Source organism: Aquimarina algicola, assembly GCF_006443095.1.
Lineage (GTDB): Bacteria > Bacteroidota > Bacteroidia > Flavobacteriales > Flavobacteriaceae > Aquimarina > Aquimarina algicola.
Genome location: NZ_VFWZ01000003.1, coordinates 288255 through 308750, shown reverse-complemented (window position 1 = coordinate 308750; position 20496 = coordinate 288255). Strand labels below are relative to the sequence as shown.

Sequence of the window (20496 nt, the reverse complement as noted above, 5' to 3'; positions counted from 1 at the left end):
AACAAATAAAAAAACATTTTAGAAATGAATATTCCTTCAGATTTAAAGTATACAAAAGACCACGAGTGGATTAAAATAGAAGATGATATCGCTATCGTAGGGATCACAGATTTTGCGCAAAGCGAATTAGGTGATATTGTTTATGTTGATGTTGAAACAATGGGAGAAGAATTAGATCAGGAAGAGGTTTTTGGTACCGTTGAAGCTGTTAAAACAGTATCAGATCTGTTTTTGCCTTTATCAGGTGAAATTATAGAGTTTAATGAAGCCCTTGAAAGTGATCCGGAGTTGGTTAATAATGATCCTTACGGAGAAGGATGGATGATAAAAATAAAAATATCAGATACTTCTCAGATCGATAGTTTATTGTCTGCAGATGGCTATAAGGAAGTTATTGGGGCATAAAACCCTTTTTGCTTTAGTAAGTTTAGCTATGCTAATCATTACTTGGGCATCTCTTGCAAAAATTGCATCTCCTGTTCCGATAAGAGTTCAAGGAAGCGATAAAATAGGTCATTTTATTGCGTATTTTGGTTTGACTTTAATCTGGTTTTTGTTTTTTTTCTTTTCAGAGAAACAAAACAGGAATTTTAGACAAAGCATACTGATAAGTTCAATAATCTGCATTCTATACGGTGGATTGATGGAAATCTTGCAAGCCTTGATTACAAATTATAGAAGTTCTGATTGGTATGACATGATTGCAAATACAAGCGGAACAGTTTTTGTGGTGATAATATGTAGTCTTTTTAAAAATAAATTAATTGCATTTAGAAAAATAAGTAATTAATATTGATTTTTATTTCAAATAATCGGTCAATAAAAGTTAAAAAAAGTATTTTTTATTTTACATTTCGATCTTTAATTGGAAATTACAAAAGAAATTAGCTATTTTAGCAATCCTATAATGATTTAAATAATATGGAACCAAAGAAAAATCCTAAAGCAGATTTAAGTAAAAAGAGCGGTTTATTCCTTCAATTAGGTCTTATCCTAGTTCTTTTTATCACATGGCAAGGAATAGAGTGGAAAACTTATGATAGAAGTAATATTGATATAGGTCAGGTGAATCTTGACGAGTTAGAAGAAGAAGATGTGCCAATTACTCAAAACTTGAATACACCACCACCACCTCCACCACCACCTCCTGCTCCAGAGATTATTGACGTAGTAGAAGATGAAGAAGAAGTAGAAGAAACTATTATAGAATCTACAGAGACAAATCAAGAAGAAGAAATTGTTGAGGTAGAAGAAGTAGAGGATGTAGAAGAAGAAGAAGAAATTGCAGATGTACCATTTGCAGTTATTGAGAATGTACCTGTTTTTCCAGGATGTGAAAAAGCTGGAGGTAACGCAGCTAAGAAAAAATGTATGAGTGATAAGGTTAAGAAATTTGTTAACCGTAAATTTAATACAGAACTTGGTAGTGAATTAGGATTATCCGGTGTAAACCGTATCTATGTAAGGTTTAAAATCGATAGAGCAGGTAATATTGTAGGTGTTCAAGCAAGAGGACCTCACCCAAGATTAGAAAAAGAAGCACAGAGAGTAGTAAAGTTGCTTCCTAAAATGACACCAGGAAAGCAAAGAGGTAAAGCTGTAGGTGTATTATACTCGCTTCCTATTGTATTCCAAGTACAAGACTAAGACAGAATATAAAGTTTTTAATATCAGAATCCCGTTACATAAGTAGCGGGATTCTTTTTTTGGTATGCTTGTTGATTTAGGTTTAGTTGTAACGTTAAATCTAAATATTATGAGTAACAAGCACGACGCTAATGTACGAAAAAGTACTTTGTTGAATTTTCAGATTGGACTTATTGCAAGTCTTTTATTTACCTATGTTTTATTTGAAGTATACACTGCTTCACCAATAATCAATTCAACTACAACTGTATCCGAAGTAGAAGAAGAATTTAATTTTACTATGGATGATTTTGTTATTGAAAAAGAGCCTGAAAAAGAATTGGCTGTTAAAGTAAAACCTCAAAAATCTGTTGATCTCTCAGATCCTGAAATTGTTAAAGATGATGAGGTTATCAAGGATATGGATAAGGAGTATAAGCATGAAGAACCAGTAAAGTCTACTCCTGTCAATCCAAGCGATATTGTTGATATTGATGACAATGATGAGCCTGTTACAGTGCCGTTTATTCTGGTAGAAGATGTGCCTGTTTTTCCTGGATGCGAAGTAATGGGTACTAATAAAGAAAAAGCACAATGCTTTTCTGAAAAAGTTGGAAAAATTGTTTCTAGAAAATTTAATACTGGTCTTGGAGAAAGATATGGCTTGAAAGGGATACAAAGAATATACACAATGTTTGAAGTTGGATCTGATGGTGTTATTCAAAATATCCAAATTAGAGCTCCTCATCCTAAATTAAAGGAAGAAGCTGAAAGGGTTATTAAGCTTTTTCCTGAAATGACACCGGGAAAACAAAGGGGAAAACCGGTAACTGTAAAATACCAATTGCCAATTGTATTTAAAATACAAGGATAATAATAGCAGACGCCTAAAATCAAAGGAATAGATATTGATCTGGAATTTTGATTTTAGGCGTTTCTTTTTAATTCTTTTTTTGGGTGAGGCTTGTATAGATTGTTTGTCTCATACGTTCAGGATTTATAAAACCATCTCCAAATCCTTTTGAATCATAAAAAGCGGTTAAAGATGTGTTTTTGATGATGTCATTTTTAGACTTACCGGCATCAATTTCTTTTTGAATTGCATTGGTAATTTCTTTTAGCATTTTTAAAAAATTCTCTAGATCACTTTTAGAAGCTAGTTTTCCATGGCCGGGGATGACCTTAGTATCATCATTAATGAGTAATAAGGCTTTTTCTGAAGCTTTTATGTATCCATTAATATCTCCACCGGATTTTAAGTCAATGTATGGATAGCGGCCATTAAAAAAAGTATCGCCCATATGTAATACATTTCCATTTGCAAAATAAATAATAGCATCTCCGTCTGTATGTGCATTGTGTACATGATATGCTTTTATGTTTTCGTTTTTGAAGTATAATTGTAATCCTTCATCAAAAGTAATTACAGGTAAAGTCTCATAGATAACATCTCCTTTTTCTTTTTGTTTGGATACCATTCTAGATCTTACATTTTTTTGTGCAAAAATTGTAGCGCCCTGCTCGGTAAAATTCTTATTACCTCCTGTGTGGTCTCCGTGAAAATGAGTGTTAATCACCATGGTGACAGGTTGATTGCTTATGCTTTTAAGCTTAGTAAGTATTCTTTTTGATAATCTTGCGAATTGGTCGTCAATGATAAAAAGACCTTTTTCATTTTTGAACACTCCAATATTACCTCCTTGCCCTGTGAGCATGTATATGTTTTTGGAGATAGAATCGAGCGTTATTGTAACCTCTTTATTCTGTTGAGCTTCACTAATAATTGTAAAAAATAGTGCTATCAGAAATATTAATTTCTTCATAAGAATAAGTTTTGTATGTTTTGATAAGTTGATTTGGTCGTTAAATCAATCTGTAAATTACAAGCTGAAATTAAGGTGTTTATAAAATCATAGAAGTGTGACTACGGTTTGTTTTTCTGCTACTAGAAGTGTTTTGCTACCTTATACAGTTGTTAAAAGGTGAATGATAACTAGTTATATTGTTGTCTAAACCGCATTTAAAAATTATCTTTGCACCACTTTTATAAAAAATAAGCTAAAAAAGTGCAAAATTTGAGCGTTACCCAAGTTAATACCGTAAAAACCTCTATTGTACAGGATTTTAAAGAAATCACAAAAATGCGTTTGGCATTGAGTGTTGTATTTTCTTCCCTTGCAGGTTATTTACTGGGCGTTGATGTGATCTCCTGGAGTACTCTTATTTTACTTGCTATAGGCGGATACTTTATGGTTGGTGCTTCTAATGCTTTTAATCAAATTATAGAACGTGATCTTGATAAGTTGATGGATCGCACAAAAAATAGACCTATTCCTTCGGGGAGAATGTCTGTGAACACTGCTTTTGCAATAGCTACAATCTTTACCATTGCCGGGATTACTGTTTTATATAATATTAATCCTAAAACAGCTATGTTTGGGGCGATTTCGATTTTTATTTATGTAAGTCTATATACGCCTTTAAAAACGAAAACACCATTATCAGTGTTTGTAGGAGCTTTTCCAGGGGCTATACCTTTTATGTTAGGATGGGTAGCGGCAACGAATGAATTTGGAATTGAGCCAGGCACATTGTTTATGGTACAATTCTTTTGGCAATTTCCACATTTTTGGGCAATAGGATGGTTGCTTTATGAAGATTATAAAAAAGGAGGCTTTTTTATGTTGCCTACCGGAAAAAGGGATAAAGGAACAGCAATACAAGTAATTATATATACAGTTTGGACAATAGTAACCTCTTTAATTCCTGTTTTTGGAGTTACAGGTAAACTTTATATCACACCTGTATCTGGGGGTATTATACTGATTTTGGGACTTGTTTTGTTGAAATATGCAATTCGATTATATAAGATAAGAGATGCAAAAACGGCGAAGCGGTTGATGATTATGAGTGTTTTATATATTACGTTATTGCAAATTGTTTATGTAGCAGATAAATTTATTCGTGCATGGATTTAACACAAGGTACAGATCAAGAAAAAATTAATAAGTCTAAAAAAACCATGATGTGGTTTGCTATGATTAGTATGGCAATGGTTTTTGCAGGACTTACTAGTGCATATGTAGTTAGCAAATCTAGAAAAGATTGGGAAATAGATCTTACTTTTCCAATGCCTTTTATCTACAGTATATTTGTTATAATTGCGAGTAGTGTTACATTTCATTTTGTAAAAAAAGCAATAGAAAAAGAAAATAGAGGATTGGCAACGATACTCTTACTCTCTACACTGGCATTGGGAGTTGTGTTTGTTTTTTTGCAATTTGAAGGTTTTAATGATATAATTCGTCAGGGGTATCACTTTACTGGTCCTACATCAAATATTATATCAACTTTTATGTTTATAATCGTTGTAACACACCTAGCACACATTATTGGCGGGTTATTAGTAATTTTAGTAGTAATTTATAATCATTTTAAACAAAAGTATAAAAAAGGACAAACCATTGGTTTAGAACTAGGTGCTATGTATTGGCATTTTGTTGATTTTTTATGGGTTTATCTCTTTTTGTTTTTATATTTCGTGAGATAATAAAAATCCTTACTTTTGTGAAAAATTTAATAATACCAAATTCTTTATATGGAAACAGCTGTTCCTAATACAGGCACCGAAGATAAATTATGGGGTGGAGGCAATAAGCCACTCAAAGTGACTTATGGTAAGATGATGATGTGGTTTTTTATCCTTTCTGATGCACTTACGTTCTCAGGTTTTCTTGCTGCATATGGTTTTTCAAGATTTAAATTTATAGATTCTTGGCCTATCGCTGATGAAGTGTTTAATCACTTTCCTTTTTTACATGGAGTAGATGCTCCAATGTATTATGTGGCTTTGATGACTTTTATACTTATATTCTCTTCGGTAACAATGGTATTGGCGGTAGATGCTGGTCATCATATGAAACAGAAAAAAGTTATTTTATATATGTTTCTTACCATCATAGGAGGTATTATTTTTGTGGGATCTCAAGCATGGGAATGGAAAAACTTTATAAAAGGAGAGTATGGGGCTGTAGAAACCAAAGGTGGACAGATTCTTCAATTTGTAGATGCAGAAGGACATAGAGTTTCTCTTAACGACGTTGCGGTAATTGATACACATAAAGAAAGAGTACGACACGAAAGAAAAAATGGTATTTGGTATACTGATGAAGGTACACTACCAACTTATACAATTGAGGAAATAAGAAATGGTTTTGCTAAAAAATCTGATCTTCTTATTAGAACCCAAATCTTAACCGAAGATGGTCATAAGACTGTTCTTTCTAGAGAGGAATCATTAAAGAAATTAAATGCGGAAGCTATCGGTATTGTAGAAGGAGCTAATTTGCGTCATAACGAATACGGAACACCGCTGTTTGCTAATTTTTTCTTCTTTATAACAGGATTTCATGGTTTTCACGTTTTCTCTGGAGTTGTGATCAATATTATCATTTTTATCAACGTAATCTTAGGAACTTACGAAAGAAGAAAGAATTACGAAATGGTAGAAAAAGTTGGTCTTTACTGGCACTTTGTAGATTTAGTTTGGGTATTTGTATTTACTTTCTTTTACCTGGTTTAATAAAAATATTGATAGTATAACTATTATGGCACACGATACAGCACACCACGAGTCGAATACAAAAAGAATATGGAACGTATTTATCATTCTTTCTGTAATTACAATAGTAGAAGTAATCTTAGGAATTATAAAACCAGCTTTTCTTGTAGATATTAAGTTGGTAAGTATGAAGCTTCTTAATTGGATATTTATAATTCTAACAATTTGGAAAGCATATTATATTACATGGGCATTTATGCATATGGAAGGTGAAACAAAAGGATTAAGAAGATCTGTCGTTTGGACCTCTGTATTTTTAATTTGTTATCTAATTTTTATACTTCTTACAGAAGGAGATTATATATATGAAGTTTATAAATCAGGATACGTAAGTTGGGATTTTTAATCTTTATCATATAAGTTAAAAGCATTGTAAAAAGACGGGTATTTATACCGTCTTTTTTTAATTTTATATATTATTTGTAACAACAGATTATAGTGGGTAAGAAGTTGTTCTGTCTACTTTGTTTGGGTAAGGAAAAATAGTTGTGAAATGAAAAAATTTCTTGTTTTAGGTATTTTATTTGTATTACCATTAGTTGCGTATTTATTTTTTGCCTCGGGAGTCCATAATTTTGCAAAATTACCGGTATTAAACGATCAAGTGTTGGATGTAAATGTCTTAAAAAGTTCAACCAATCAAGAGGCTACTTTCAAAGATAATATTACTGTCCTCGGTTTTTTGGGTAAGGATATGTATAACAAACAAGGAAATGCCTTTAACTTGAATCAGAAGATTTATAAAAAAAACCATCAATTTAAGGATTTTCAATTTGTAATGATCTTACCAATTGGTAGCGAAAATGCTGCAAAAGACTTATTAGAAGAATTAGACGATATAGCAGATGTTTCAGGTTGGAAATTTCTTTTTAGTACACCAGAAAAGATAAAAATGTTGTTTAATAGTTTAGAAACTCCTCATACATTGGATGCTAATTTAGCAACTAACTTTGTGTTTATTATTGATAAAGATGGTAATTTAAGAGGAAGAGATGGAAGTGTAAAAGACGATAATTCTAAAACGTATGGTTATGATGCTAGCTCTGTAGCTGATCTGGCAAATGTGATGACCGATGATGTCAAAGTAATTCTTGCTGAATATCGTTTAGCACTTAAAAAATATAAGGCAGATCGTAATAGTAAATAATTCTTGATCAATGAAAAAGTATTCTTATGTAGGTATCTCATTTATTATATTGATTTTTGGAATTATTTTCATTCCTAAAATTGTTAATAGAGTAAAAGAAACCTCAATCGTTTCAAATGATAGGATGAGTGCAGAAAACCCTGTTACAAATGAAAAATTATCCTATATTAAACTTAATGAAGAGCCTAAAAAAGTGCCTGAATTCGCATTTTTGAATCAAGATAGCCTTCTTATTACAAATCATGATTTTAAGGGTAAAGTATATATAGCAGAATTCTTTTTTACCAGTTGTCCTACAATATGTCCTAAGATGACTTCTAATTTGGTCTATTTGCAAGATAAATTAAAAGAAGAAGAAGGTTTCGGTGTGGCTTCTTTTACAATCAACCCAAAATTTGATACTCCAGGAAGACTCAAAAAGTATGCAGAACGATATAAAGTCACTAATCCGGATTGGCATTTTTTAACTGGTGATAGAGAACGTATTTACGATCTTGCAAATACCGGTTTTAATATTTATGCTGCAGAAAACCCAGAAGTACCTGGAGGTTTTGAGCATAATGGGTACTTCGCCTTGATTGACAAAAAAGGTTTTATCAGGTCTAGATATGATGCTTCTGGAAATCCAATTATTTATTATAGAGGTACTATAGGAGTGGATGAGAAAATGGATGAAAATGGTGAAGAAGAACAAATAACAATTCTATTAGAAGACATAAAAAAATTATTGAAAGAAGATGAGTAATAGCGTTTCAGATGTAGAAAAGAAATATAATAAGTGGATTGTAATATTATCTGTAGTTATACCGATAACTGTTGCAGCCTTATTTGGTGTCAATCTAAGAAAGATGGGCTTTCAGGTGGAACCACTTACTTTTTTGCCACCGATTTATGCTACGATTAATGGAATAACAGCTGTAATTTTAATTGCAGCACTATGGGCGATAAAGAATAAAAATATTAAGCTGCATGAAAAATTAATGAAAGGGGCAATTCTTTGTTCTGTATTGTTTTTGGTAATGTATGTTGCCTATCATATGACAAGTGATTCTGCATCTTTTGGAGGAGAAGGAGTGATACGTTATGTGTACTTTTTTATTTTAATAACGCATATAGCTTTATCTATAATCATCATTCCTTTAGTATTGATTACTTATGTGAGAGCTCTCTCAGAAAGATTTGATAAGCATAGAAAAATTGCAAAAATTACATTTCCAATCTGGTTATATGTCGCTATAACTGGAGTTGTAGTTTATATAATGATTTCGCCATACTATGTCCATTAAATGAAAAATGTTAATGATAAGCATAAGAAAATGAATACAAAATTAGTCTATATACTTTTAATTTTAATGCTAGTGAGTGTTCCGGTAGAAGCTCAATGTGCAATGTGTAGAGCAGTTTTAGAAAGCGAAGAAGGACAAACTGCCGCAAAAGGAATTAATAACGGTATTGTATACCTTATGATTATACCTTATGTTTTGATAGGTGTCGTAGGATATGTTGTTTATAACAACAGGAAAAAATCAAAAACTACTGATACACCATAATTTTATCAGGATTAAATTTTTAACATTTTCATAACGTTTCTTCGTGTAACAAAAATATATAATGGTTAGTCTTATCATACAAGACCTAACTGACCACAAGTATATTTAATTATTTTAAAAAAACTCTTTTTAGTAAATAATTTAGTTGGTAAGTCTTAACATTTTTATAATAGGTATTGTTAAAAAGATCAATACTCAATAATTTTAATCTCATGTTATGATTGAAATAAAAGACTTACATAAATCTTACCAAATGGGAAGCAATTCTCTTCATGTGCTTAAGGGAATTAATTTTAGTGTAAAAGAAGGAGAATTGGTTTCTATCATGGGGTCTTCAGGTTCAGGAAAATCTACATTACTTAATATTTTAGGAATGTTAGATGAAGCCGATACAGGAAGTTACTTTCTAGATGGTATGCCTATCAAAAATCTGAACGAAAAGATTGCAGCAAAGTATCGCAATCAATTTTTGGGGTTTATTTTTCAGTCATTTAACTTGATCACTTACAAAAATGCAATAGATAACGTAGCATTACCACTCTACTATCAAGGGATTAAACGTAAAGAGAGAATAGAAAAAGGGATGCATTATTTATCTAAGGTTGGTCTTGCAGATTGGGCAACACATCTTCCAAATGAACTTTCCGGAGGACAAAAACAAAGAGTTGCTATTGCGCGAGCACTGGCATCTGAGCCAAAAGTTTTGCTTGCAGATGAGCCTACAGGAGCTCTAGATACCAAAACATCTTACGAGGTAATGGAGTTAATCCAGGGGATTAATGATGAAGGAAAAACGATCTTGATTGTTACACATGAACCGGATATAGCAGATATGACAAAACGTATCGTAAATCTTAAAGACGGGGTAATTATTGATGATACCATTGTTAAGCAAGTAAAGGCAGCCGCATATGTTTAATATAGAACGATGGCAGGAAATTTTTGATGCCATAGGGAAAAACAAATTACGAACATTTCTTACAGGAGTATCTGTAGCTTCAGGGATTTTTATTCTTGTACTTCTTCTAGGAGTGGGGCAAGGGATGCAAAATGGTATAGCTAAAGAGTTTGAAAGTGATGCTTCAAATAGTATTTGGGTATGGACAAGAACAACTTCTGTAGAATATAAAGGACTAAATCCGGGTCGGGAAATCATAATGACCAATCAAGATTATGACTTTATTAATCGAAAAAATGAAAAGTATCTAGAATATAAATCATCAAGAGCAAGAGATTGGGGGATTGTAGTTTCTTATAAAAAAGAATCAGGGAGTTATGGTGTAGAAGGTATATTTCCTGATTTTCAAATGATAGAAAATGAAGAAATGATTTCAGGACGATTTATCAATCAAAATGATATCAAAGAGAGAAACAAAGTTGTTGTTATTGGAAATAAAGTGAAAAAAGATCTTTTTAAAAAAGATAAAGATCCAATAGGAGAGTTGATCAGAATTAATGATATTCCATTTATGGTAGTAGGGGTATTTCATGATAAAGCAGGAGAAAGAGAAGAAGATAGAGTATTTGTTCCATCTCCAATAGCACAACAAATATTTAGCAAAGGACAAGGGATAGATGGCCTAGCCTATACACTAAAACCTGAAAAAGATTTTGAAACTGCAGTACGCAAATCACAAGAATTTGTGGCATCTATGAAAGGCTACCTCAAAGAAAAACATGTGATCTCACCAGAAGATAAGAGAGCTATAGGTGTAAATAATAGTTTGAAAGGAGCGAAGCGTTTTTATAATTTGATGTTTATGATTAAAACCTTTTTCTGGTGGGTAGGTATTTGTACAATCATTGCAGGAGTTGTAGGGGTGAGCAATATCATGCTCATCATAGTAAAAGAAAGAACAAAAGAAATCGGTATTAGAAAAGCACTTGGAGCTCAGCCTGGTTCTATTATTACTATGATTTTGCAAGAAGCAATTTTTGTGACGACAATAGCAGGGTTTACAGGTCTGATATTAGGTTTAACGTTGTTAGAATTTGCTGGCCCGATGATACAGACAAACTTTATAGCAAACCCTTCAGTAAATTTTAATGTAGCTATTACTACTGTATTAATACTTATCCTTGCAGGTGCTTTGGCAGGATTTTTTCCAGCATGGCGAGCAGTAAGAATCAAACCTATTGTAGCACTTAGAGACGAATAATATGTTTAATAGAGATCAATGGAGTGAAATATTAGAAGCACTGACTGCAAATTGGTTCAGAACATTGCTTACCGCTTTTGGGGTGTTTTGGGGGATATTTATATTGGTGATCCTTCTAGCGGCAGGAAAAGGATTAGAAAATGGGGTAAAACAAGGTTTTGGTGATATTGCTACAAACACTATGTTTATGTGGACACAAACCGCATCAAAACCATATAAAGGCTTACCAAAAGGAAGACGTTTTGATTTCAAAATTGGAGATGTAGCTTCAATTAGAGATCAAGTGCCAGGATTAGAATATATTTCACCAAGAAATCGATTAGGAGGTTTTAGAGGAACTAATAATGTTACTAGGGGATTAAACACAGGTGCTTTCAATGTATTTGGGGACTATCCGGAGATTATAAGACAAGACCCGATTAGTATTACCTCAGGTAGATTTATTAATTATGGAGATATTGGTAATCGTAGAAAAGTAGCCGTAATAGGTGAAGGGGTAAAAAAAGAATTGTTTCCTGATGGTGAAGAACCTATAGGAGACTACATAAAAATACAAGGAGTAAGTTTTATGGTCATCGGTACCTATACCAAGAGAAATAACAATGGAGATGCAGAAGAAGGACAAAAAGAAATATATGTTCCTTTTACTTCTTTTTCACAGGCATTTAATTTTGGAGATAGAGTAGGGTGGATGGCTATTACAGCAAAGGATAATGAGTCAATTTCAGAATTAAAAGATGATATTATTGAAGTCGTTAAAACAAATCACAAAATACACCCTGAAGATAATCGTGCAGTAGGAAATTTTGATTTATATGAAGAATTTAATAAAGTTAATGGTTTGTTTATAGCGCTTAATGGTGTTGCTTATTTTGTTGGGGTACTTATATTACTTTCAGGAATTATTGGGATTAGTAATATCATGCTTATTGTAGTAAAAGAAAGAACAAAAGAAATAGGCATACGCAGAGCACTTGGGGCTTCACCTTGGGCAGTTAGAGGGCAAATTTTATTAGAATCAATTTTTCTAACCATTATATCTGGTATGACAGGTATTGCAGCTTCTACAGGGATTATCTATTTGATTAATAAAATGTTGGAAGGAAATCCCGATAGCAAAGATACAATGTTTGCTAATCCAAGTGTAGATTTAGTAGTGATATTTGTAGCACTTGTGATACTGATTACTAGTGGATTATTAGCTGGGCTTATTCCGGCACAGGTAGCGATAAAAACAAAACCCATAGACGCATTGCGAACAGAATAATTAAAAAATCAATCAATCTTATATCCTTTTAACAACCGGATATTACATTAATCAATATCAATAAAATGAAAAAAACGGTAACTATTATTATTTTACTTCTCATTGTATTAGTATTTGGAATCTCTTTATTTTACCTATATCAAAAAAATCAAGAAGCGCCTGTAACCTTTGAGACAGAAACGGCTACGACCGAAACCATTATCAAAAAAGCAGTTGCCACAGGTAGTATAGTGCCAAAAGAAGAAGTTTTGATTAAACCTAATATTTCTGGTATTATTGATGAGATTTATATAGAAGCAGGAGACCAGATTAAATCAGGAGATTTAATAGCCAAAATCAAAGTCATTCCTGATATTTCTTCTATGCAAAGTGCACAAAATGCAGTACAATCTGCACGTATCGATCTAGAGAATCAAGATAGAGTATATAATAGACAAAAAGAATTGTTCGAAAAAGGAGTCATCTCTGCAAACGAGTTTGATTCTGCTGATGTTGCTTATAAACAAGCTAAGCAATCATATGAATCTGCAAAACAAAATTTTCAAATCGTTAGGACAGGTACAGCAAGAGGATTAGGTAGTGTTGCTAATACACTAATACGATCTACTGTAACAGGTATGGTGCTAGAAGTTTCTGTCAAAGTAGGAAATCAAGTTATCGAGGCAAACAATTTTAATGATGGAACCACAATAGCAACCGTTGCCGATGTGGGAGAAATGATTTTTGAAGGAAAAGTAGATGAAAGCGAAGTAGGAAAAATTAAAGAAAATCTTCCTTTAGAAATTACAGTCGGAGCCATAGAAGGCAAACAATTTGATGCAGTATTGGATTATATTGCTCCAAAAGGAAAAGATGAAAATGGAGCAATACAATTTGAAATCAAAGGAACACTGGATAAAAAAGATACAACTTTTATTAGAGCTGGACTAAGTGCAAACGCATCTATTATTCTTGCCAGAGCTGAGGGTGTTATGGCACTCAAAGAAGCCCTGATCCAATATGACAAGAATACAAAAAAACCTTATGTAGAAATAGAAACTGGGGAGCAAACATTTGAGCAGAAAGATGTAGTATTAGGTATAAGTGATGGAATTAATGTCGAAATAAAAAATGGAATCTCTAAAAGTGATAAAGTAAAAGTGTGGAATCAAATTAAAGAAGAAGAATTTGATGAAAATTAAATTCGATTTGTTTTTACAATATAATGTAACAATGTTGATTAAATAGATACATATACAGCTGTTAGTATGAAATCAAAAAAACATCCGGGCATATTCTTATTTTACAAAAGAATTTTGCATTTTAAACCTATGAAAATTAAAACTCTAATTTTATTAGTTACCATTTTATCATTCTCGCAAGGACAATCACAAGATAAAAAATGGACACTGCAAGAATGTGTAGAATATGCTCTTGAAAATAATATAACCATAAAACAATCAGAGCTTAATGTAGAAAACGCTTCTATAGATAAGTTAGAGGCAATCGGTAATTTTGTGCCTTCATTAAGCGGTTCAGGAACGTTGTCTTCAAACACGGGGGCAAATATCAACCCGGTTACCAATGCTTTTGAAACGAATACCTTTACTTCTTTTACAACTTCTGTAAATATGGGAGTTAATCTATTCGATGGGCTACGTAATCTAAGACAATTGCAGAGGGCAAGGATTAATAAAGTGTTGAATCAGTATAATTTAGCTCAGTCTAAAGATGATATTATTTTGTTAGTTGCTAATAGTTATTTACAAGTATTACTTAATAAAGAATCGTTAAAAGTAATTGAGAAACAGCATGAGATTACTATAGAACAATTAAAAAGAACAAAAGAACTTGTAGATGCAGGGGTGCTGCCTCAAGGAGATCTTTTGGAAATAGAAGCAACCTCGGCAGATGAACTTACTCGTATTGTACAGGCAGAAAATGCAGTTCAAATATCATTAATCAGTCTTGCTCAAAACCTATTGATCAAAGACTATGAAATTTTTGATATAGCAGAACAAGAATATTTAGTACCTACCGCAGAAATTCTAGAAAAACCAATTAATGAGATTGTTAATAAAGCAAGACAATCAAGATATGAGGTGCAGATTGCCGAACAAAATACATTAATAGCAAAAAAAGATCTACAAATATCGAGAGGTAGCTACTATCCAACACTCTCTGCATTTTTTGGGTATAATACACGTTGGGCAGATAATGATTTTTTGAACAGAGGATTTACAGAACAGTTGTATGAAAATGACGGATTCTCTTATGGTTTACAACTTAATGTGCCAATTTTGAATGGTTTTGCTTCCAGAAGTCAGGTAAAAAGAAATAAAATCAATGTAGAACGAACTGCTTTTCAGTTAGAACAAGCTCAATTAGATCTTGATAGTAATGTATATCAAGCATATTTAGATGCAAAAGCCTCTGCAGAAGCATATGAAGCTGCACAAGTTTCTGTAAAAGCACAAGAAAGAGCTTATGACTATGCAAAAGATAGATATGATGTAGGATTAACAAACGCTTTTGATTTTAGTCAATCAAAATTCAGGCTAGAAAATGCGCAAAGTCAAGAAGTACAAAATAAATTTGATTATATTTTTAAATTGAAAGTACTAGAACTTTACTTTGGTATACGAATAGCAAACATTAAATTATAGAAATTAAATTTCTAATTTCGATATGACATGCCATAAAAGATTGTATTTTCACAAGTGTAGGTATTAATTAGGATTACATTATGAATAAGAAAAAAATATTCCTGATTTTGGGTATTGTAGTTGTTGTACTTGGATTACTTATTTATGGAAAAAAAGCAGGTTGGTATGGCAAAAACGGTAACTATAAAGAAGTTTCTATTACAAAAATTAAAAATATAGATATTGTAGAAACGGTATCTGCAACGGGAAAAATCCAACCAGAAGTAGAGGTGAAGTTATCATCTGAGGTTTCGGGAGAAATCATAGAATTACCGATCAAAGAAGGGCAACAAGTGCAAAAAGGGGATTTATTAGTGCGTATTAATCCCGATATCATTCAGTCAGGGTTAAATAGATCTCAAGCGGCATTAGAAAATGTTAGAGCAGTTTTGGAACAATCAGAAGCGAGTCTCAAAGAAGCAAAACTTAGTTATGATCGTAATAAAGGATTGTTTGAAAAAGGAGTAATTTCTAAGTCAGAATGGGATGCTGCCGTGTCACGATATGAGGTTGCAGAAGCTTCAAAAAAATCGGCATATTACAATGTAAGAAGTGCTCAGGCCTCTGTAAATGAAGCAAAAGACAACTTAAGCAGAACGTCTATTTATGCCCCTATGAGTGGCACAATATCAAAACTATCAGCAGAGTTAGGAGAAAGAGTTGTGGGAACTCAACAAATGGCAGGTACAGAAATTCTTCGTATAGCAAATCTAAGTAATATGGAAGTAGAAGTAGATGTTAATGAAAATGATATTGTAAAGGTTAATATTCAAGATTCTACAATTGTTGAGGTAGATGCGTATCTAAAAAAACAATTCAAAGGCATAGTAACCGAAATAGCAAACTCAGCAGAGAATGATGTAACAGCAGATCAGGTTACTAATTTTAAGGTAAAAGTTAGAATTCTTGAAGAATCATATAAAGATCTTATAGAGGGCAAGCCCGAAAATTTTTCTCCTTTTCGACCTGGGATGACTGCTACTGTAGATATAATTACAGATAAAAGAGAAAATGTGATCGGTGTACCAATAAGCTCTATAGTTATAAAAAATGATACTACCAGTATTACAAAATCTTCAAAAACAGAGCCATCTGAAATTTCAACTGCTGAAGACAAAAAATATGAATGCGTTTTTGTAAAACAAGGTGAAAAAGCAAAATTAAGAGTTATTAAAACAGGCATTCAAGATGATAGTAATATAGAAATAACCAGTGGTTTAGTAGAGGGAGATGAAATCGTTACAGGTCCTTATAACATTGTGACTAAGATTTTAAAAAATGGTGACAATATAACTTCTTTGGATGCTCAAGGCACCAAAAAAGATTAAGAAAATACAGCATCAAAGTATTTGTTTACAGTAATGTTTCATTAAAAGAATCTTAAGAACTCCCATACTAGATTGTTTTCAATTATCTTTGCCAAAATTTTTTATATGGCTTATATTCTTTGCATTGAGACGTCTACGACAAATTGTTCTGTTGCTTTAGTGAAAGATGAGAAATTAGTTTTATTAAAGGAAGATTATAATAAGACATATTCTCACGCAGAACGATTGCATAGTTTTATAGACGAGATTATCAAAGAGTCTGAGATTTCTATCAAAGATTTATCTGCAATTTCTGTAAGTAAAGGACCAGGCTCATATACAGGGTTAAGAATTGGTGTTTCTGCGGCCAAAGGGCTTTGTTATGCGCTAGATATCCCATTAATATCTGTACCTACATTGCAGACTTTGGCAATGCAGGTAATGGGTAAAAAAAATGCTTATATCATTCCTATGCTTGATGCAAGAAGAATGGAGGTCTACTCTTCAGTTTTTTCTGAAGAGCATATAGAATTAAGAGAAACAAAAGCTGAAATTCTTACAGAAACTTCTTTCTCAGAATATTTAAAAAACAAGAGCGTATTTTTTATTGGTAATGGAGTAGAAAAATTTTCTCAAATATGCTCAGATATTGACAATGCAACCTTTATTAAAGATAAACTACCTTCTGCAAAAGAAATGGCTCTGTTAAGCTATCAAAAATATATAAAAGAGGAGTTCGAAAATGTTAGTTATTTCGACCCCTATTACTTAAAAGACTTTGTGACGGGGTAGCGTCTGCGTTTTTTAATGCATTATATCTTGCAACAAGACGTATTAAATCTTCTTCTTTTTTAAAACGGATGCTTTCCTTTTTTAGATATTGTTTCAACTCATCTTCCTTGTCACTAAAAGTAGCTAAGAAATCTTTCTTTTTCATAGGTAATTCCATTATAATTCCATTTTCTTCAATAAGATAAGTTATAATAGTTCTTAATCTTCCAGGTTCAGGAGTGCCTGCTTGTACCATCTTCTTAGGCTCAGGATCTGTAATCTTTAGAGTATATTTTTTGTAAATACGATAGTTATCGGTCAATTCTACTAATATATAGTAGCCGTCCCTTTCCATGCCTCTTTGCGTTTCAAAGTTGCAATAGTAAAAATAGTCACCATCAATTCTGGCGTGTATTTTTGCGCTTTTTGTTATTTCAAATAATTCTGAATTTGAAGTGTATTCTAAAGCATCAGTTAAAATATTATACTTAAGCTTTGTATCATAGGTTCCGGATTTTTCGTCTATTACACTAGATTCTTTATACCTGCCTTTCATATAAATTGAGCCTTCATACTCATCATAAGTGTATGTTTTTTCAATAGGTGTTAATAAACTTTTGGGTAATTGAGAGAATATCAAAGATGATGATATTAATGATAAAAAAAGTAGTATTTTTTTCATAATTTATAGATTTAGGTCTTATAAATTTAGATAAATCACACTATATCACCAATTTTATTTAAGTTTTCGTATTATTTTTTCGGTATTGATAATAAAAAACTAAAAACACCTAAAAATTAACAGTTCATTAAGTGTTTTTTTGAAAAAAATACATATAATTTTTACGCGAAAACCGTAACTGTAAATTATAAAAGGCTGATTTATAATTAAAAAGAGAATTAATCTATTATGCTAATTACTTTGTTTATTTCCTCTACAGGGTATTGGCAAGAATTATTCACGCAAGTATAAATTAGCGTTTTTCCTTCGGTATATCTGTTTTTAAGTAAAGGCTTATCTAATTCTATTTCGCTTCCTGCAATTAATTTATTTGGAATGTATATTTTATTTAATTCTTGAAGTTTTGCTTTGGCTTCTTCTCCTACAATTACTAACTCATAAAAGTTAAAAGAGTAGTTTAGCATCAGATCTAACCAATTTGAATGCCCTGATGCATATGGGCCTATCTGTGGCTTTATATTATGAAGCATTTTTTTACTAATTTCTTTATAGGTGTTAGCATCATAATAGTGAGATAATAAAAACAGATTTTTTGCCATTACAGAATTAGAAGCAGGAATTACATTGTCACTTGATTCTATAGTACGAGTAATCAATGCGGGGTCTTCATCAGAAGTAAAATAAAATATGTTTTTTTCTGCGTCATAAAAATGTTCTAGTGTATAGTCTGTAAGCTGTTTTGAAATATCAAGCCATTTATGATCAAATGTATTTTCATACAAAACAATGAATGCTTCTATAACCATTGCATAATCTTCTAAATAACCATTAATAGTACTTTTTCCATTTTTGTAATTATGAAATAGTGATTGATTGTCTTTTAATTGATTCTTAATGATAAAATCTGCGTTTTTAATTGCAGCATTTATAAACTTTTCTTCCCCAAAGACACTGTATGCATCTAGATATCCTTTTATCATTAAAGCATTCCAAGAAGTTAATGTTTTATCATCTAATCTTGGTCTAGCTCTCTTTTCTCGTTCTTGAAACAAGATTTTTTTCCAATCACTGATTTTTTGGTTCAAAACATCATTTGTGATTTTATTTTGAGAACAAAACTCTTCTTGATTACTATTTCTTATAAGTACAAAGTTTTCTTTTTCCCATAAACCATAAGAATTAATATTATAATATTTTGAAAATAGATCATAATCATTATTTAGTAATGCCTTTAATTCTTCCTTTTTCCAAACATAGTAAGCTCCTTCTTCTAATTCGCCCTCTGGGGTAGTGCTATCTGCATCTAGAGATGAATAAAACGCGCCTTCTGTATTAGTAAGTTCTCTTTCTACAAAGGCTAGAGTTTCATATACAACATCTTTATACCAGTCATCTTGTGTAACTTGATAGGCATTGGCATATAAACTTACTAATTGGGCATTATCATATAACATTTTTTCAAAATGAGGAACGTGCCATTTTGCGTCTGTTGAGTATCTGGAGAATCCTCCGCCAACATGGTCATAAACACCGCCAAATGATATTTTGGTTAATGTGTTTTTTACAAATGTTAATAACTCTTTGTCTCCTGTTTGATATGCATATCGCAATAAAAATTGATAATTATTCGGCATCATAAATTTGGGGACTCTTTTTGTTCCTCCTTTTTGATGATCAAAATTTTTGCTCCATTCTTTTACGGCAGATGCTAGAAACTCTTTATCAAATTTGATTTCGTCTTTATTTGGCTCTACAATATCTATGGACTTAATGCCTTGTTCTAACTTTTGTGCATATTCTAGAATTTTTTCGGGTTGTTTGCTATACATACCTGCAATTTGGTCTAAGGCATCCATCCAATTTTCTTTAGGAAAATAGGTGCCTCCCCAAACAGGTCTGCCATCTGGTAAAGCAATTACATTAAGTGGCCAACCACCACTGCCGGTCATCAACTGTACAGCATTCATATATACTTGATCTACATCAGGACGCTCTTCTCTATCAACTTTTATGTTGATATAATTTTTGTTCATTACTTCTGCCACTTTTGGATCTTCAAAGCTTTCATGCTCCATGACGTGACACCAATGGCACGCTGCATAACCGATACTGATAATAATTAATTTATTCTCTTTTTTGGCTTGTTCTAATGCTGATTGCCCCCATGGTTTCCAATCAACGGGATTATGTGCGTGTTGTAATAAATAAGGACTGGTTTCATGAACCAAATCATTGGTATATGTATGCTGCTGTTCCATCGGAGGAGTGTTTTGACTATTGCAAGAAATTAATGTAATGATTAGAATGATGAGCCAATATTTCATCTTTTGAATTTACTTTTATAATACATTGTAAAAAAGGTAATATACAAAACAAGCCATCAATATTTCTGTTTTATTTTATGATTATCTAAAAATATAAAAAGCATCCTGAATTAATCAGGATGCTTTTTATAAATAAAATCTAATTTTTTAATTGATCTCAAAAGATATTTTAAGATTGACTCTAAATTCTGTTACCTCATTGTCTTTTACAACTACGCTTTGGTCGGCTACCCATGCAGAACGAATATTTTTTACAGTTTTGCCAGCTTGTTTTATCGCTTTTTTTGTAGCATCTTCCCAACTTTCTTCTGAGTTTGCTAGTACCTCTATAACTTTAATAATTGCCATTTTTTAATTT

Annotated in this window: 23 protein-coding genes; 19 read left to right on the top strand and 4 right to left on the bottom strand. The window is 32.0% G+C overall.

Annotated elements, in window-relative coordinates:
• The first annotated feature begins 24 nt into the window (after positions 1-24).
• The 4 genes from gcvH to FHK87_RS12235 all read left to right on the top strand — a co-directional run bounded on the left by gcvH (position 25) and on the right by FHK87_RS12235 (position 2500).
• Positions 25-405 (top strand): glycine cleavage system protein GcvH, encoded by a 381-nt coding sequence (gcvH, locus tag FHK87_RS12250; protein ID WP_140593265.1) that lies wholly within the window; start codon positions 25-27, stop codon positions 403-405.
• Positions 395-790 carry a VanZ family protein gene (locus FHK87_RS12245; RefSeq protein WP_226294219.1) on the top strand — a complete coding sequence of 132 codons (396 nt, stop codon included), beginning with the start codon at positions 395-397 and terminating at the stop codon, positions 788-790. Before gcvH ends, FHK87_RS12245 begins: the two co-directional genes overlap by 11 nt.
• A gap of 131 nt (positions 791-921) precedes the next feature.
• Positions 922-1647 carry an energy transducer TonB gene (locus FHK87_RS12240; protein WP_140593260.1) on the top strand — a complete coding sequence of 242 codons (726 nt, stop codon included), beginning with the start codon at positions 922-924 and terminating at the stop codon, positions 1645-1647.
• Positions 1648-1756: 109 nt separating this feature from the next.
• A complete protein-coding gene (locus tag FHK87_RS12235) occupies positions 1757-2500 on the top strand; it encodes an energy transducer TonB (RefSeq protein ID WP_226294218.1) in 744 nt (247 codons plus the stop codon).
• A gap of 67 nt (positions 2501-2567) precedes the next feature.
• On the opposite strand, the gene FHK87_RS12230 is transcribed toward FHK87_RS12235, so the two are convergent.
• On the bottom strand, positions 2568-3449 hold the full coding sequence (locus tag FHK87_RS12230) for an MBL fold metallo-hydrolase (protein WP_140593256.1): 882 nt from the start codon (positions 3447-3449) through the stop codon (positions 2568-2570).
• 252 nt (positions 3450-3701) lie between these two features.
• On the opposite strand from FHK87_RS12230, the gene cyoE reads away from it, so the two are divergent.
• From cyoE to tsaB, 15 genes are all read left to right on the top strand, one after another.
• A complete protein-coding gene (gene cyoE, locus FHK87_RS12225; protein ID WP_140593253.1) occupies positions 3702-4604 on the top strand; it encodes a heme o synthase in 903 nt (300 codons plus the stop codon).
• On the top strand, positions 4595-5176 hold the full coding sequence (locus tag FHK87_RS12220) for a cytochrome c oxidase subunit 3 (RefSeq protein WP_140593251.1): 582 nt from the start codon (positions 4595-4597) through the stop codon (positions 5174-5176). The genes cyoE and FHK87_RS12220 overlap by 10 nt, the downstream gene beginning before the upstream one ends.
• A 48-nt stretch (positions 5177-5224) precedes the next feature.
• Positions 5225-6208: a cytochrome c oxidase subunit 3 gene (locus FHK87_RS12215; protein ID WP_140593249.1), complete on the top strand. Its 984-nt coding sequence runs from the start codon at positions 5225-5227 to the stop codon at positions 6206-6208.
• A 25-nt stretch (positions 6209-6233) separates the two neighbouring features.
• Positions 6234-6593 (top strand): cytochrome C oxidase subunit IV family protein, encoded by a 360-nt coding sequence (locus FHK87_RS12210; protein WP_140593246.1) that lies wholly within the window; start codon positions 6234-6236, stop codon positions 6591-6593.
• 147 nt (positions 6594-6740) lie between these two features.
• A complete protein-coding gene (locus FHK87_RS12205; RefSeq protein WP_140593244.1) occupies positions 6741-7394 on the top strand; it encodes a hypothetical protein in 654 nt (217 codons plus the stop codon).
• 10 nt (positions 7395-7404) lie between these two features.
• Entirely contained in the window at positions 7405-8139 is a 735-nt protein-coding gene (locus FHK87_RS12200; RefSeq protein ID WP_140593242.1) for an SCO family protein, read from the top strand.
• Positions 8132-8680, top strand: coding sequence for a DUF420 domain-containing protein (locus FHK87_RS12195; RefSeq protein ID WP_140593240.1), 549 nt, complete (start codon positions 8132-8134; stop codon positions 8678-8680). Before FHK87_RS12200 ends, FHK87_RS12195 begins: the two co-directional genes overlap by 8 nt.
• Before the next feature lie 30 nt (positions 8681-8710).
• On the top strand, positions 8711-8944 hold the full coding sequence (locus tag FHK87_RS12190; protein ID WP_140593237.1) for a hypothetical protein: 234 nt from the start codon (positions 8711-8713) through the stop codon (positions 8942-8944).
• Between the two features lie 217 nt (positions 8945-9161).
• Complete coding sequence (locus FHK87_RS12185; RefSeq protein ID WP_140593235.1) at positions 9162-9863, top strand: ABC transporter ATP-binding protein; 702 nt, start codon at positions 9162-9164, stop codon at positions 9861-9863.
• Complete coding sequence (locus tag FHK87_RS12180; protein ID WP_140593233.1) at positions 9856-11103, top strand: ABC transporter permease; 1248 nt, start codon at positions 9856-9858, stop codon at positions 11101-11103. The genes FHK87_RS12185 and FHK87_RS12180 overlap by 8 nt, the downstream gene beginning before the upstream one ends.
• A 1-nt stretch (position 11104) precedes the next feature.
• The gene (locus tag FHK87_RS12175; RefSeq protein ID WP_140593230.1) at positions 11105-12370 is read left to right on the top strand and encodes an ABC transporter permease; all 1266 of its coding nucleotides are present in this window, start codon (positions 11105-11107) and stop codon (positions 12368-12370) included.
• Positions 12371-12435: 65 nt separating this feature from the next.
• Positions 12436-13551 carry an efflux RND transporter periplasmic adaptor subunit gene (locus tag FHK87_RS12170; RefSeq protein WP_140593228.1) on the top strand — a complete coding sequence of 372 codons (1116 nt, stop codon included), beginning with the start codon at positions 12436-12438 and terminating at the stop codon, positions 13549-13551.
• A gap of 129 nt (positions 13552-13680) precedes the next feature.
• Complete coding sequence (locus FHK87_RS12165) at positions 13681-15015, top strand: TolC family protein (RefSeq protein WP_140593225.1); 1335 nt, start codon at positions 13681-13683, stop codon at positions 15013-15015.
• A gap of 80 nt (positions 15016-15095) precedes the next feature.
• Positions 15096-16382, top strand: coding sequence for an efflux RND transporter periplasmic adaptor subunit (locus tag FHK87_RS12160; RefSeq protein ID WP_140593223.1), 1287 nt, complete (start codon positions 15096-15098; stop codon positions 16380-16382).
• A 105-nt stretch (positions 16383-16487) separates the two neighbouring features.
• Positions 16488-17153 carry a tRNA (adenosine(37)-N6)-threonylcarbamoyltransferase complex dimerization subunit type 1 TsaB gene (gene tsaB, locus FHK87_RS12155; RefSeq protein WP_140593221.1) on the top strand — a complete coding sequence of 222 codons (666 nt, stop codon included), beginning with the start codon at positions 16488-16490 and terminating at the stop codon, positions 17151-17153.
• Here tsaB and FHK87_RS12150 read toward each other — a convergent pair.
• The 3 genes from FHK87_RS12150 to FHK87_RS12140 form a co-directional block, all read right to left on the bottom strand.
• Complete coding sequence (locus FHK87_RS12150) at positions 17107-17814, bottom strand: hypothetical protein (RefSeq protein WP_140593218.1); 708 nt, start codon at positions 17812-17814, stop codon at positions 17107-17109. The genes tsaB and FHK87_RS12150 overlap by 47 nt on opposite strands.
• Positions 17815-18032: 218 nt before the next feature.
• Positions 18033-20138, bottom strand: coding sequence for a thioredoxin domain-containing protein (locus FHK87_RS12145; protein WP_140593216.1), 2106 nt, complete (start codon positions 20136-20138; stop codon positions 18033-18035).
• Between the two features lie 147 nt (positions 20139-20285).
• Complete coding sequence (locus tag FHK87_RS12140; RefSeq protein ID WP_140593213.1) at positions 20286-20486, bottom strand: dodecin family protein; 201 nt, start codon at positions 20484-20486, stop codon at positions 20286-20288.
• Positions 20487-20496: the final 10 nt, after the last annotated feature.

Coding starts and splice junctions, on each gene's coding strand:
- gcvH (WP_140593265.1), top strand. CDS start 25: ATGAATATTCCTTCAGATTTAAAGTATACAAAAGACCACGAGTGGATT.
- FHK87_RS12240 (WP_140593260.1), top strand. CDS start 922: ATGGAACCAAAGAAAAATCCTAAAGCAGATTTAAGTAAAAAGAGCGGT.
- FHK87_RS12235 (WP_226294218.1), top strand. CDS start 1,757: ATGAGTAACAAGCACGACGCTAATGTACGAAAAAGTACTTTGTTGAAT.
- FHK87_RS12230 (WP_140593256.1), bottom strand. CDS start 3,449: ATGAAGAAATTAATATTTCTGATAGCACTATTTTTTACAATTATTAGT.
- FHK87_RS12220 (WP_140593251.1), top strand. CDS start 4,595: ATGGATTTAACACAAGGTACAGATCAAGAAAAAATTAATAAGTCTAAA.
- FHK87_RS12215 (WP_140593249.1), top strand. CDS start 5,225: ATGGAAACAGCTGTTCCTAATACAGGCACCGAAGATAAATTATGGGGT.
- FHK87_RS12210 (WP_140593246.1), top strand. CDS start 6,234: ATGGCACACGATACAGCACACCACGAGTCGAATACAAAAAGAATATGG.
- FHK87_RS12205 (WP_140593244.1), top strand. CDS start 6,741: ATGAAAAAATTTCTTGTTTTAGGTATTTTATTTGTATTACCATTAGTT.
- FHK87_RS12200 (WP_140593242.1), top strand. CDS start 7,405: ATGAAAAAGTATTCTTATGTAGGTATCTCATTTATTATATTGATTTTT.
- FHK87_RS12195 (WP_140593240.1), top strand. CDS start 8,132: ATGAGTAATAGCGTTTCAGATGTAGAAAAGAAATATAATAAGTGGATT.
- FHK87_RS12190 (WP_140593237.1), top strand. CDS start 8,711: ATGAATACAAAATTAGTCTATATACTTTTAATTTTAATGCTAGTGAGT.
- FHK87_RS12185 (WP_140593235.1), top strand. CDS start 9,162: ATGATTGAAATAAAAGACTTACATAAATCTTACCAAATGGGAAGCAAT.
- FHK87_RS12180 (WP_140593233.1), top strand. CDS start 9,856: ATGTTTAATATAGAACGATGGCAGGAAATTTTTGATGCCATAGGGAAA.
- FHK87_RS12175 (WP_140593230.1), top strand. CDS start 11,105: ATGTTTAATAGAGATCAATGGAGTGAAATATTAGAAGCACTGACTGCA.
- FHK87_RS12170 (WP_140593228.1), top strand. CDS start 12,436: ATGAAAAAAACGGTAACTATTATTATTTTACTTCTCATTGTATTAGTA.
- FHK87_RS12165 (WP_140593225.1), top strand. CDS start 13,681: ATGAAAATTAAAACTCTAATTTTATTAGTTACCATTTTATCATTCTCG.
- FHK87_RS12160 (WP_140593223.1), top strand. CDS start 15,096: ATGAATAAGAAAAAAATATTCCTGATTTTGGGTATTGTAGTTGTTGTA.
- tsaB (WP_140593221.1), top strand. CDS start 16,488: ATGGCTTATATTCTTTGCATTGAGACGTCTACGACAAATTGTTCTGTT.
- FHK87_RS12150 (WP_140593218.1), bottom strand. CDS start 17,814: ATGAAAAAAATACTACTTTTTTTATCATTAATATCATCATCTTTGATA.
- FHK87_RS12145 (WP_140593216.1), bottom strand. CDS start 20,138: ATGAAATATTGGCTCATCATTCTAATCATTACATTAATTTCTTGCAAT.
- FHK87_RS12140 (WP_140593213.1), bottom strand. CDS start 20,486: ATGGCAATTATTAAAGTTATAGAGGTACTAGCAAACTCAGAAGAAAGT.